Source organism: Anaerococcus cruorum, from assembly GCF_046365495.1.
In the GTDB taxonomy this organism is placed as follows: domain Bacteria; phylum Bacillota; class Clostridia; order Tissierellales; family Peptoniphilaceae; genus Anaerococcus; species Anaerococcus cruorum.
Map to the genome: position 1 here is coordinate 199924 of NZ_JBGMEH010000003.1, position 13244 is coordinate 213167.

General features: G+C 32.0%; 12 protein-coding genes and 1 tRNA gene. All 13 read right to left on the reverse strand.

The features are described 5' to 3' along the window. Positions 1-48: 48 nt before the first annotated feature. Entirely contained in the window at positions 49-705 is a 657-nt protein-coding gene (locus ACCQ40_RS04130; protein WP_410032726.1) for a lytic transglycosylase domain-containing protein, read from the reverse strand. Next, complete coding sequence (gene coaE, locus ACCQ40_RS04135) at positions 702-1295, reverse strand: dephospho-CoA kinase (RefSeq protein WP_394020198.1); 594 nt, start codon at positions 1293-1295, stop codon at positions 702-704. The genes ACCQ40_RS04130 and coaE overlap by 4 nt, the downstream gene beginning before the upstream one ends. After that, on the reverse strand, positions 1282-3924 hold the full coding sequence (gene polA / locus ACCQ40_RS04140) for a DNA polymerase I (RefSeq protein WP_410032727.1): 2643 nt from the start codon (positions 3922-3924) through the stop codon (positions 1282-1284). The genes coaE and polA overlap by 14 nt, the downstream gene beginning before the upstream one ends. Positions 3925-4242: 318 nt before the next feature. Next, a tRNA-Leu gene (locus ACCQ40_RS04145) sits at positions 4243-4329 on the reverse strand. A gap of 33 nt (positions 4330-4362) precedes the next feature. After that, positions 4363-4926 (reverse strand): phosphatase PAP2 family protein, encoded by a 564-nt coding sequence (locus ACCQ40_RS04150; protein WP_410032728.1) that lies wholly within the window; start codon positions 4924-4926, stop codon positions 4363-4365. Beyond that, entirely contained in the window at positions 4926-6224 is a 1299-nt protein-coding gene (locus ACCQ40_RS04155; protein WP_410032729.1) for a CapA family protein, read from the reverse strand. Before ACCQ40_RS04155 ends, ACCQ40_RS04150 begins: the two co-directional genes overlap by 1 nt. Before the next feature lie 85 nt (positions 6225-6309). After that, positions 6310-6825, reverse strand: coding sequence for a hypothetical protein (locus ACCQ40_RS04160; RefSeq protein ID WP_410032731.1), 516 nt, complete (start codon positions 6823-6825; stop codon positions 6310-6312). 43 nt (positions 6826-6868) lie between these two features. Further along, positions 6869-7624 (reverse strand): iron ABC transporter ATP-binding protein, encoded by a 756-nt coding sequence (locus ACCQ40_RS04165; protein WP_410032733.1) that lies wholly within the window; start codon positions 7622-7624, stop codon positions 6869-6871. Next, positions 7621-8634, reverse strand: a complete 1014-nt coding sequence (locus ACCQ40_RS04170; RefSeq protein ID WP_410032734.1) for an iron chelate uptake ABC transporter family permease subunit — start codon at positions 8632-8634, stop codon at positions 7621-7623. Before ACCQ40_RS04170 ends, ACCQ40_RS04165 begins: the two co-directional genes overlap by 4 nt. Further along, the gene (locus tag ACCQ40_RS04175; protein ID WP_410032735.1) at positions 8631-9596 is read right to left on the reverse strand and encodes an ABC transporter permease; all 966 of its coding nucleotides are present in this window, start codon (positions 9594-9596) and stop codon (positions 8631-8633) included. The genes ACCQ40_RS04170 and ACCQ40_RS04175 overlap by 4 nt, the downstream gene beginning before the upstream one ends. Position 9597: 1 nt before the next feature. After that, positions 9598-10659, reverse strand: a complete 1062-nt coding sequence (locus ACCQ40_RS04180; protein ID WP_410032736.1) for a siderophore ABC transporter substrate-binding protein — start codon at positions 10657-10659, stop codon at positions 9598-9600. A gap of 199 nt (positions 10660-10858) precedes the next feature. Then, positions 10859-12760: a lysine--tRNA ligase gene (lysS, locus tag ACCQ40_RS04185; protein WP_410032737.1), complete on the reverse strand. Its 1902-nt coding sequence runs from the start codon at positions 12758-12760 to the stop codon at positions 10859-10861. 9 nt (positions 12761-12769) lie between these two features. Then, positions 12770-13243, reverse strand: coding sequence for a transcription elongation factor GreA (gene greA / locus ACCQ40_RS04190; RefSeq protein WP_394020164.1), 474 nt, complete (start codon positions 13241-13243; stop codon positions 12770-12772). Position 13244 lies beyond the last annotated feature (1 nt).

The following is a 13244-nucleotide window of genomic DNA, read 5'->3' on the forward strand; positions in this document are numbered from 1 at the left end:
TTTTATGTTCTTTTTTATTATAAATGAAATTTAGACATTCATCAACAACTAAGCTATATTAAAAAATAGCTCGTTGATGAATGTCATAAAATTATTATAGCTTAATTGTCCTAAATCAGATAACTCAGTATTTGTAGGTAGCCCGTCCTTATAAAAAGTTTTGTAAACATCATAGGTTGATTCTACCTTTGTCACATATTGTCTTGTTTCTTCAAAAGGAATTTTTGATATATCTGGATTTTCTTTATCAAGGATACCATCATTAATCCATTTATCGACATTTCCTACACCACCGTTATAGGCTGCTAGGGCTAATTTTTGGTTATTATAATATTTTATTAAATAATTATAATAGCCTACCCCTAGTTTTAGGTTGTAATCAATGTCATTTAATTTTTCTGGATAATAATCCATGCCTATTACTTCTGCTGAGTGTCTGGCTGTATCATCAAGAAGCTGCATTAACCCTTGAGCTCCTTGGTGACTTTGGGCATCATTATCAAAGTCTGACTCAACTTTTACAATAGATGCTGTTAAAAGCGGATCTATATTAAAATTTTCTGAAGTTTCAGTGATCTGATCTTGGTAATTTATTTTCGTTCTTGAAGTCTGGTAGGCAATTATACCATAGGATAATACTATTGCTAAAAGTATAGCAAGGAGAATATATCCTATAACTTTTCCTATAAATTTTAAAACTTTCATAATAAATCCTTTTGTTTTAAAACAATTTCTAATTCTTTTCTTAGATTTTCTATACTTGTACTATTGTCAAAGACTACATTACTATTTTCTTTCATAGTAAGCAGTTGGTCTTGACTTTCTATTTTCGATTTTGCATACGCCCTATCAATATTATCGCGTGTCATTAGCCTTTGTAGCTGAGTTTCATAATTAGCTACTACCAGCCAAACCTCGTTAGCAACAAACTTTTCTTCCATTTGAAAGAAAAGTGGAATTTCGATAAAAACTACACTTTCATCTAGTTTTGCAATTTGATTTTCTATCTCATCCAGGATATTCCTATGGGTTAGCTGGTTTAATTTTTTTAATTTTTGAGAATCACTAAAAATTATTTGAGCTAGGGCCTTTTTATCAAAGCTTTCATTATTAAAAGCTTCATCAAATTCACCCGAATTTTTAATTGCTTCAAAATTTTTTGACCCAGGTTCTAGTAAAGCTCTATTTACCTCATCTGCGGAAATAACCTTATAGCCCATTTCTTCTAAAAGCTTACACAGGGTAGATTTTCCGGAAGCAATTGTACCTGTAATTACAATTTTACTTGGACTCATACATGCTTTCCCCAGTATCAATATCAACTAATAATGGTACTTGTAGTTTTGCCGCTGACTGCATAGAATCTCTTAAAATTTCCATGGCCTTATCCTTATCTTCTATAGATGATTCTAGGATAATCTCATCGTGGATTTGTAGGATTATTTTTGCATCAAGGCCAGCATTCTTTAGATTTTCTTCAGTCTTTATCATAGCGATTTTTATAATATCTGCTGCTGTTCCTTGAATTGGTGTATTTAAGGCAACTCTTTCACCAAAGCTTCTTACATTAAAGTTTTTTGAAGTAATTTCTGGTATATATCTTCTACGGTTAAATAATGTATCGGTGTAGCCAAGCTCTCTTGCCTCTTTTATGATATTATCCATATATTTTTTTACATTTGGATAACCTTCAAAGAATCCTTCTATATATTCTTTGGCTACAGGTCTAGGAATATTTAAGTTTTGAGATAAACCATAATCACTTATCCCATAAATTATACCAAAATTAACTGCCTTAGCATTATATCTTTCTACTTTTGTGACCTCATCTAGGGGTCTATCAAATACTTCCGAAGCTGTTTTTGTATGGATATCAACACCATTTATAAAGGCATCTATCATATTTTGATCATTTGATAATGAAGCAAGGATTCTAAGTTCGATTTGAGAATAATCCGCATCTATTAAAATTTTCCCCTCACCTGCCTTAAAGGCTTTTCTAATTTTTCTGCCTTCTTCTGTCCTAATTGGTAGATTTTGTAGGTTTGGCTCTGTTGATGAAAGTCTTCCAGTTGATGCAATACTTTGCTTAAATGTTGATCTGATTCTGCCATCTTCATCTATAGAATTTTCTAGCCCCTCTATATAAGTAGAACGAAGCTTGTACATTTCCCTATATTGTTCGATTTTTGGGATTATTTGATGTTCATCACGTAGTTTTTCTAAAACTGACGCATCAGTGGAAAAACCGGTCTTTGTTTTTTTGATAACTGGTAAATCTAAGTCCTTAAATAAAACTTCTCCTAGTTGTTTTGGAGAATTGATATTAAATTCTGATCCTGCAAACTCATAGATTTCTGTAGTAAGGCCTTCTAAAACATCATCAATTTCAGCCTTTAGTTTTTCCAAAACATTAATGTCAGTTACAAAACCACTTATTTCCATATTAGCTAAAACTTTTGAAAGCTTTATTTCTATATCTTTATATAAATCATACATTTCTAAGTCTTTAAGTTCTGCTACTAATTTTTCCTTAGAATTTTCTATGGTATAAAGAATAGAGGCAAAATAAGGATTTAACTCGTCTTGGTCAATTTCTTCATATTTTTTAGTTTTTTTGCCTTTGCCAATTAAATCTGCTTCACTAATCACTTCAAAATTTGAGTAAGTTTGGCTTAATGTTCTTACATCATAAGATGATCTAGATGGGTCGATTAGATAATGCATCAACATTAAATCATCATAAGGTAAGGCTAATTCGATACCTAATTTATCAAGTAAAACCACATCTTCTTTAATATCAAAAGAATTTTTTATAATATCTTTATCAGCAAATATTTCTTTAAAACTAGCTATAAAGTTTTCATCTGGTTTTATGATATAAGTATCTGTGTCAGCTGTTTTTATTGCTAGTTTGTAAATTTTAGAATGGATATAGTTTTCTCCATCATAAAATGATTTAAAAGTAAATTCTTTATTTTTCTTTATAGAATTTATCAAATCATCATAACTATTAGCTTCCACAAAATCAAAGTCCATATCTATGTCGGTATCTGCTACATCACCCTCTATTTTTTCTAGAAATTTATTAAAGTTATACTTAGAAAATTTTTCTTTAAGGGCTGGATAGTCTGGTTCAGTAAGTTTTAAATCATCTAACTCTATATCAACTGGAGCATTTTTAACAATAGTTCCTATTTTTTTACTCATATAGGCAATAGCTTCACTATCAATTAAAGTTTGCTTGGTTTTTTTACCAGAGATTTCATCTATATGCTCATATAGACCCTCAATTGAACCATATTGTTGGATAAAGCCAATAGCTTTTTTAGGCCCAATTCCATCTACACCTGGGATATTATCTGATTTATCTCCTTCAAGACCCTTTACATCTATTAATTGCGCTGGAGTAAGTCCATATTCTTCCTTTATAGAATCAAGATTATACTCAACCATATCAGAAATACCTTTTTTGGTTAGGTAAACTGTAATATTTTCATCAACAAGTTGTAAATAATCACGGTCTCCAGTTATAACAACTACTTCATAGCCTGATTCTTGACCCATTTGTGCATAAGTTCCTACAATATCATCTGCTTCAAAACCATCAAGGTCAGTGTAGGCTACTTTCATAGAATCTAATATGTCTTTTAAAATTCCAAACTGGTAGGAAAGCTCGCTTGGCATCTTATCACGAGTTGCCTTATAATCTTTAAATTCCTCATGGCGGAAGGTCTTACTTGATCTATCAAAGGCCACCAGTACAGAATCCGGTTTATATTTATCAAAAGCATTTTGGTACATAGTTAAAAAGCCATACACACCGTTGGTCATGACTCCATCGTTATTGGTAAGGTTTGGCAGGGCAAAAAAAGCCCTAAAAATTAAACTAGAACCATCAATTAGCATAAGTGTTTTACTCATTTGTCACTCCTTAGTTATAGTATAACGTAAAATGGGGATATTTGAAAGAAACAGATGAAAAAAGCTTATGGTCTTTAAGAGGATAGAAAATTTAGAAAAATAAAAAAAACTCGCATTCTAAATGACTACGAGTTTTTTATATATTAATTTTATACACTTTTAAACCTAATCTATTTTGGTCTTGCCATAACTTCTAGACTATAGATCACAAGAATATATCTAAGATGAACTGAAAAAATATCATCAAGCACGGTTGGTAACTGATTGGTTACAAGCAAAAAAGAAACCGTTGATAGTTCAACGGTTAAAGTTAGCTTTTGGTGCCGGTGGAGGGGATCGAACCCACACGCCCTAATGGACAACAGAGTTTGAGTCTGTCTTGTCTGCCAGTTCCAACACACCGGCTTAATGGTTACCCATTAATTATAGCACAGTTGGTTAATTTTGCAAATATTCGACTGGCAGCATTTTCCTTAAGTTTTTATTAAAATATATCTTTATTGCAAGGATACCGAGGAAAAAACCTATGATAGAGCCCACTAGGACATCTGTTGGGAAATGGACATATAAATAGAGTCTACTAAAAGCTATTAAAAAAGATAGAACCCCTGTAAATATTTTTAATGATTTTGATTTTGTCATAAATAAAATTATGGCAAAAAATGTAAAGGCATAGGAGCTATGGCCTGATGGAAAAGACCCGTCTTTTAAAGGTGGTATAAGCAAGTCAAAGTTTCCCACCACTACAAAGGGTCTTGATCTATCAAAAATATTTTTTAATAATAGATTTACTATTATGATATTTAAAATAAAACCTATTATCATCACCTTGCCCACTCTTTTGTACTCTTTAGTGGATAAAAAGATAATAATAAAGGCTAACCATAGGATGGAAAAATTACCCAAGCTTGTTATATCTACCATCGTTCTATCTAAGATTGGCGTTGATATTTTTTGAATGGCATCTAAAATCCCTAATTCAAAGCTAGTCCACGGCCCCATTAATTATCTACCTCGCTTGTTATAGTTGCTGTGGTCGCATCATAAGCTTTTTGTATCCTATCCCTTTGATTTTGGTCTACCTCATCATAGTATTTTCCACCTTCTAGGAAGTCTTCTGCAATATAAGTTCTTACACTGCGTCCATAATCATCATAGGTCATGCCAACCCAAAGTGGGTAAGCCTCAAATTTATCTATAGATGTTGATCCATCAGCAAAATCTTTGCTAAGTTCAAATTTATACGCAACAGATTGCTCAGTTCTAATATCATTTACGGTTTCTAGATTTTGTATACTAATGAAATTTCCACAAGCATACGCTATAAAGCCTTTTCTACCATCTTCATTCTCATATTCTTCATATGGCTCTACAACGTGCGGATGATTTCCTATTACTAAATCTGCACCCCAGTCTATCATTTTATGACCCAGTTCTACTTGGCTAGGATCTGCTTCAGAACGTAATTCTATGCCCCAGTGAGGATAAACTACTACAAAGTCTGCCCCTTCGTTTTTAGCATCTTCTATATCTTTTTTTATTTCATCTTCGTGTAGATAATTTACTTGATCCACTTCCTCACGAACTTGAAATAAGTCTTCTATGCCATTGCAACCATAGGTATATGATAAAAATGCAATATTTATATCATTTACTTTTTTTATTATAAATCTACTATCATCACCCTCAGCACGTGTACCAACATGGTCTAAGCCTGCATCTTCAATTGCAGCAATAGTTGTATCTATTCCCTCGAGATCTGTATCTAAAGAGTGGTTGTTGGCAGTTGTAACCACATCAAAGCCCGCCTCACTTATAGCTTCCAAATACTCTCCCGGTGCATTAAATCTTGGATGGCCTGCGTAAGGTACATTTGGATTTGTAGTTGTTTCATAATTTGCAATAGCAATATCAGCATCTTTTATAAAATCAGAAACGTACATAAATGAGTCAGAGTAGTCGTAATTTACTCCACCCTTATTGTAAGCATATTCAGTTTGCCCCATATTTGCCATCAGGTCTCCACCTGCTATTAAAGTCACAGTTTCAGTTTTTTCTTCTGGCTGGTCCTTATTTTCTGTATCCTCTGTTTTTTCATTTTCCTCTATGATTTCATTATTGTCTATGTCATTTTCTTCACTAACAGAGACTTTTCGATCACCATTTGTCCTAATATTTTCTATTAAGTCTACTGTTCTTAAAGGCTCTTTTGCTACTTCCTCTTTTACTTCATTTGCCCCACAAGCTGTTAGGGCTGCTAGGCTTAATAGTAAAGTAAAAGTTATTTTTATCTTTTTCAAGGGTTCCTCCTAATTTATTACTCCTTCTATTGTAACCTATAAACTTAAAAATAAGCAAAAAAAACACCTATTACTAGGTGAATTTTTAAAGTAGATTGTTATAGGCTTCTTTTTTACCCTTGCTATAAAGAATAATAAATACTGCAATAGCTAATATTAAAATCAATATAGAATTAAAATATTTATTTGAATTATCTGGTATAAGACTTGCTTGTGTGTGGATTAGATAATAAATAAATGGTACGAGTATGATTAGTAGGATAGATATAATTACATCTTTCCTAAAGTTTTTCCTAATAGATTTTTGTTCTAAATCTATAAATTCTACTGCTGCTACTGTGTACTTGCTAAGTTGCTTTTCTTTTAATTTGTTTCTTGCTATATTGCTAGAAACTGCCATTACAAGTCCTACAATAGCAATTATAATAGAAGGTAGTATCCTATTTTCTACTTTTGGAGCGGATATAAGTAGGTATGGTATTATAGAAATTATAATAACAAATATGCCTAGGGCAAATAATAAAGAATAAATATTATACTTACTTACATATTTTCTTACCGCTTCGGTATCTTTATAATCAGATTTATAATTATCTTCCATTTTTATCTCCTTGAAGAATTTATACCCCAAACAGAGCTAAATCTTAATTATAAACTGCAATTTTCCCGTAAGGACCATTTACTATATTGATACTTGTATCAAAAATTCTGCTAAGTCTTTTACCATCCATAACTTCATCGACAGATCCTTCACATATCAATTTCCCATTTTTCATAGCAAATATCCTATCAGAATATTGGGCAGCTATATTTATATCATGAATTACTAGGACAAAAGTTTTATTTAAAGTATCACATGCGCGTCTTAAAAGTTTCATCATTGAAACTGACCTTGCTACATCAAGATTATTTAAAGGCTCATCTAAGAGGACATATTCTGTTTCCTGAGCTAAGACCATGGCAACATAAGCCCTTTGCCTTTGCCCACCAGATAATTCATCTAGGTATCTATCTTCTAAACCTCTTAAATCGAAAAAATCTATATATTTATCAATAATTTTTATATCTTCTTCTGTAAGCCTACCTTGACTATAAGGAAATCTCCCAAAGCTGATAAGCTGTTTTACAGTAAGTTTGCTAATAAAATTATTTTCTTGTTTTAAAATAGAAACAGTTTTAGCCATTTTATTTGGATCTGTATCATCGATATCCAAGCCACCTATAGAAATTTTTCCACAATCTTTTTGCAGCAATCTTCCTATCATCATAAGAAGGGTAGACTTACCGGCACCATTTGGGCCAATAATAGAATTGATCCCACCTTCTTTTATATCAAGATTAACTGGTCCTATACTTACTTCATCATTATATTTCTTCTCTACATTTGTTAGACTTATCATAATTTTTCTTCCTTAAATATTAAAATTAGGAAGGCTATTCCTCCTATAAGTTCAATTAAAACAGAAACCACTCCATTGGCATTAAATATGTGATTCATTATAAAATATGATCCAGATAAAATTACAAAAGCAAGTAATATAGCCATTATAAAGATATATTTGTGGTCATAAGTTTTTGCAATTTCATAAGTTAAAGTAGCTATTAAAAATCCATAAAAAGTCATCGGTCCTACTAAAGCAGTTGAAATACTTATTAAAATTGCGACTGCAATTAAGGATAAGAAAGTAACTTTTTTGTGGTTTAAACCAAGATTTGTAGCAACATCTTTACCAAGGCCTATTACATTTATCTTGTTAGTATTTAAAAATACAACTGTTATAACTACAAAAATAATAGCTATAGATAGGGTGAAATATTCTGGATCTGAGTTATTTACTGATGCAAAAAGTTTTGCTTGTAATATATCAAACTCAGATGGTGAAAGAAGTCTACGCATAAAGGCTGATATAGACCTTAACCCTTGGCCTAAAATCACTCCTATTAAAAGCATCAGCTCAATATTACCATCTCTTTTATTAAATATTCCTATAAAAAGTAAAAGACAAATGCCTACCATGAGGATAATTTGAAATATAAAAAATTCTTTACCGCCTATAGCCATAAAGCCGCCTATACCTAAAATATACATGATAGCAGTATTTACAGTAGAATAAATAGCTTCAAAACCTAGGATAGATGGAGTTATTATTTTATTATTTGTTATACTTTGAAAAAGAATGCTACCAACTGCCTGGCAAATAGCTGCTATGGCCATGGCAATGATTGCATTTTTCCTACGTTTTACCACTGGTAAAAATGAGGGTGAATCAATGGACACTGGATTGTTATATACTAAAAGTCCGTAAATAATTAACATGGAGAGTAAAGATAAAATTATTAAAGCTAGTATATAAGATTTTCTTTCCTTATCCGATCTAAAACTACTTACCATCAAAGATTTATCTTTCATATTTTAAATTTCCTTTGGTTTAAAAGAATTATAATAAATATAATCGAACCTGCACTTCCTAAAATTAGTGAAACTGGCAATTCAAAAGGAGCGATGATTATCCTAGATAAAATATCAGCAACAAGCATTACTATCATGGATACTAGACATACCCAAGGGATATTTGCCCTTAGATCATCTCCCCTGTAAAGAGAAACCAGATTTGGTACAATGAGTCCTAAAAAAGGAATATTTCCTATAACTGCAGCAACTATTCCACAGGCTATGGCAATTAAAATATTAGCCCTTAAAATAATTTGATTATAATTAAGACCAAGGTTAGTTGTAATATCTTCTCCAAGTCCTGCTATAGTTAGTTTATCAGCATACCTATAAATAGCGATAGTTATAAGAATTATTACAAATAAATACTCATAACGTCCGCGCTGAACTGGGGCAAAAGACCCTTGAAACCAAACTTCAATAACTTGGGTCATATTAAACTCAAGCCCTATAAATGTAGATACTGCTGATATTACTGCGCCAAGCATAATTCCAACAATTGGGACAAATAGAGATGATTTGAGTTTTATATTTTTTAATAAATAAAAAAATACCATTGACCCTATAAAGGAGGCTATAATTGCACCAGTCATTCTTTGAAATAAGCTAGGACTTGGGATTAGAATGTAAATTAAAACTAAGCCTAAGCCCGCCCATTCGATAGTACCTGTTGTAGTGGGCTCTACTAATTTATTTTGAGAAATTAATTGCATCACTATACCGGATAAGCTCATAGCAACTGCAGCCAGCATTAAAGCCAGAGTTCTAGGAATCCTAGTGATAAATATCATCTGAGATGAATTGCCCTGTTTAAAAATGTCATAAGCTCCTATAAATATAGAAGCTATGGCAAGGACAATCACAGTAGCAATTGCTGCAATAAATGGTTTTGTAAATATTTTTTTCTTAGTATCTTCCATTTTATTTACTAAATAATTCTGCTAGGCCATTAAAGATTTCTGTGTAGGTTATGATTGATTCATTGGTATAGGTGTCATTTGGAGCGTAATAAATCTTGTCATTTTTTATAACATCTAAATCCTTAAGAGCTTGTGATGCTTCTAAAACTTCTTTGGCTGGTTTTGCACTTTCTTCAGTGCTTATACCTGCATCCCTATCTAAAACCATTAGATAGTCTGGTTTTGATTCCGCTATTGCTTCTACAGAAATATCATCACCCTTGTGGTCTGAAGAGTCATTATTTACTTCTAAAGAAGGTTCTAGGTTTAAGATTTCGTAAATAGGACCCCATACTCTGCCGTATTTTGGAGCTGAATATCCAATTTCACCACCTGATGTTATAACTCCCATAACAGAACCACCTTTATAGGCATTTTTAGCTTTTTCTATAGATTCTTCTAAATCTGCAATTAATTCATTAGCTTTTTCTTCTTTATCAAAGATTTCTCCAAGGATAGTAGTTGAGTTTATAAAGCCTTCTAATAAATTATTGCCTGGTGATTCTGCTTCTTCTGATACATCAGTATTTAGATCGATTACAGATGCATTTGGAACAAGCTCTTTTATATCATCATAGTAATCACCAAATCTTTGACCGACAATAACTAAATCTGGATCAGCTGCTGCAATTAACTCTAAATTTGGCTCTCTATGGTTACCAATATTTTCAACTTTTTCATCATTTATGTATGAACTAGTTGCTGGCATTACATCTTTTGGAGCTGCTACTAAGTCTACACCCATAGCTTCTAATACTTCATAATTTCTACTATCTAAAGCAACTACTTTTTCAGGGTTTTTTGGAACTTCTACTTCTCCATGGATATCAGTAATTGTAACTTTTTCTAAGTCTCCCTCATTTGTTGTAGAAGTTTTATCCGTAGAGTCATTTACTACCTTTTCGCTAACTTCATTTTTATTTGTAGCCTGATTTGCCACTTCACTAGTTTGGCTTGCGTTATTTCCACAAGCTGTTAAAGCCATTAAAAATGCGGCTGTTAAAATAATTTTTGTTTTTTTCATACATACTCCTTAAATATATTATTGATATTGATTATCGTTAGCAAAGTATAACATAGGCTAGCAAACTAGTCAAGATTAGTAGTTAAAGATAAACAATATTATTAAACAAGTATTTTTATTAATATATTTTAAATACAACTAAAATTTTACATAAAAAAACTTCTTAATCCAATTAAGAATTAAGAAGTTAAATTATTTATTAATATAATTTTGCCCCTGCTGGGATATTGTTACCTACGATAAGAACATTTAGTTTTTCTTCACCATTTTGTTCGTGAACTGCTGAAAGAATCATACCTTGTGACTCTTCTCCCATCATAGCTCTTGGTGGTAAATTAACTATAGCAACTAGGTTTTTGCCGATTAGTTCTTCTGGGCTATAGTGTTTTTTGATACCAGATAGGATTGTTCTTGGTGTGTCTGTCCCATCATCTAAAGTAAATTTAAGAAGTTTATTTGATTTTGGAACTTCTTCACAATCTATTACTTTTACAACTCTAAAGTCAGATTTTGTAAAGGTATCAAAGTCAATATCATCATAGAAGTCTTCTGTTTCAACTCCTGTAAAATCTACTACTTCATTTGTTTCTTTTACAGTTTTTGTTGGTGCTACTTCTTGACTTTCACCAGCATTTTTACCAGTTGGTTTCATAGTTGGGAATAATAATACGTCACGGATAGAGTGTTGGCCTGTAAGAAGCATAATTACTCTATCGATACCTATACCAAGTCCACCTGTTGGAGGAAGTCCTACTTCTAGAGCATTTACGAAATCGTGGTCCATCATTTGTGCTTCATCATCACCTTTTTCACGTTTAGCAACTTGTGCTTCAAATCTTTCTCTTTGATCTGCTGCATCATTTAGCTCTGAGAAGGCATTTGCCACTTCTTTACCATTGATAAAGGCTTCAAATCTATAGGTTAATGACTTATCATCATTTTTTCTTTTAGCTAGTGGTGATATTTCTACTGGATAATCTATGATAAATGTTGGTTGGATTAGTTTATCTTCTACAAACTCTTCAAAGAATTCTGAGATGATTTCACCACGAGTTTCTTTTACTTCAACGCCTTTTTCTTTTGCAATTGCTACTGCATCCTCATAAGATGTAATTTCATTAAAGTTTATTCCGGTTTCATCTTTGATAGCATCAATCATTGGAATTCTTGCCCATGGAGCTTTTAGTTCGATTTCTTGCCCATCATATTCGATAGTTGTTTTTCCTAGAACATTTTTAGCAACTGTTTCTATCATATGTTCTGTAATTTCCATCATATCTTCATAATCAGCATAGGCTTGGTATAATTCCATAGCGGTATACTCAGGGTTGTGAGTAGCATCCATACCTTCGTTTCTAAACATTCTGCCCATTTCATAAACTTTATCAAAACCACCTACGATTAATCTTTTTAGATAAAGTTCGTTGGCAATTCTTAGATACATATCAATATCTAGAGTATTGTGGTGAGTAATAAATGGACGAGCAGTTGCACCACCTGCAATTGTGTTTAGGATAGGGGTTTCTACTTCCATAAATCCTCTACCATCTAAAAATCTTCTGATTTCAGAAATAATTTGGCTTCTTAGGTAGAATACTTCTTTTACTTCTGGGTTTACGATTAAATCTAGGTATCTTTGTCTATATCTTAGGTCTGGGTCTTTTAGTCCGTGCCATTTTTCTGGTAATATTTGTAAAGATTTTGTTAGTAATTGAGGTGTTTGGGTTTCAATAGATATTTCACCTTGGTTAGTTTTAAAAACATTACCTTCAATACCAACTATATCCCCTATATCGTATTTTTTTACTTGTTTGAATTCATCACCGATAACATTTTTACGATTTACTATTTGGATTGTGCCAGACTCATCCTGGATATCCATAAAGCTCATGTTTCCATGGCCACGTTTGGCTCTAATACGTCCTGCTATTCTTACTGATTTGCCATCGTAATTATCAAAATTATCTTTAATTTCACTTGCAGGTATACGGTCTTTAAAATTTACAATTTCGTGTGGATCTCTGCCTTCTTGCTTAAGTTCTTCAAGTTTTTCTCTTTTTATCTTAAGCATTTCATTTAAATCTTTATTGTTATCAGTCATCATTTCTCCTTATTTAATGTCTTTAATAGTAAAATACATTTTGCCATTTGGAGTAGTAACTTCTACTCTATCATTAACTTTTTTTCCTAATAATGCAGCACCTACTGGTGATTCATTTGATATAAACCCTTTTACAGGATCTGACTCTGCAGTTCCTACGATTTTGTAATCCATTGTTTCATCAAATTCTTCATCATATACTGTCACTGTATTTCCTACCCCAACTTCATCAGAATTTAAGTCTACTTCGATAGTTTTTGCATTTCTTATCATATCTTCGACTTTTGCTATACGACTTTCGATTTCACCTTGTTCATTTTTAGCTTCATCGTAGTCAGCATTTTCTGATAAATCACCAAAACTTCTTGCAATTTTAATTTTTTCTGCAATCTCTGGTCTTCTTTTAGTTTTTAGGTACTCTAATTCGTCTTCTAATTTTTCTAAATACTCTTTTGAAAGTATTACTTCTTTATTTTCTGCCATT

Excerpts from the sequence above, each read along its gene's own strand:
- ACCQ40_RS04160 (WP_410032731.1), bottom strand. The coding sequence starts at position 6,825 with ATGGAAGATAATTATAAATCTGATTATAAAGATACCGAAGCGGTAAGA.
- lysS (WP_410032737.1), bottom strand. The coding sequence starts at position 12,760 with ATGACTGATAACAATAAAGATTTAAATGAAATGCTTAAGATAAAAAGA.
- ACCQ40_RS04170 (WP_410032734.1), bottom strand. The coding sequence starts at position 8,634 with ATGAAAGATAAATCTTTGATGGTAAGTAGTTTTAGATCGGATAAGGAA.
- ACCQ40_RS04165 (WP_410032733.1), bottom strand. The coding sequence starts at position 7,624 with ATGATAAGTCTAACAAATGTAGAGAAGAAATATAATGATGAAGTAAGT.
- polA (WP_410032727.1), bottom strand. The coding sequence starts at position 3,924 with ATGAGTAAAACACTTATGCTAATTGATGGTTCTAGTTTAATTTTTAGG.
- coaE (WP_394020198.1), bottom strand. The coding sequence starts at position 1,295 with ATGAGTCCAAGTAAAATTGTAATTACAGGTACAATTGCTTCCGGAAAA.
- ACCQ40_RS04175 (WP_410032735.1), bottom strand. The coding sequence starts at position 9,596 with ATGGAAGATACTAAGAAAAAAATATTTACAAAACCATTTATTGCAGCA.
- ACCQ40_RS04180 (WP_410032736.1), bottom strand. The coding sequence starts at position 10,659 with ATGAAAAAAACAAAAATTATTTTAACAGCCGCATTTTTAATGGCTTTA.
- ACCQ40_RS04130 (WP_410032726.1), bottom strand. The coding sequence starts at position 705 with ATGAAAGTTTTAAAATTTATAGGAAAAGTTATAGGATATATTCTCCTT.
- greA (WP_394020164.1), bottom strand. The coding sequence starts at position 13,243 with ATGGCAGAAAATAAAGAAGTAATACTTTCAAAAGAGTATTTAGAAAAA.
- ACCQ40_RS04150 (WP_410032728.1), bottom strand. The coding sequence starts at position 4,926 with ATGGGGCCGTGGACTAGCTTTGAATTAGGGATTTTAGATGCCATTCAA.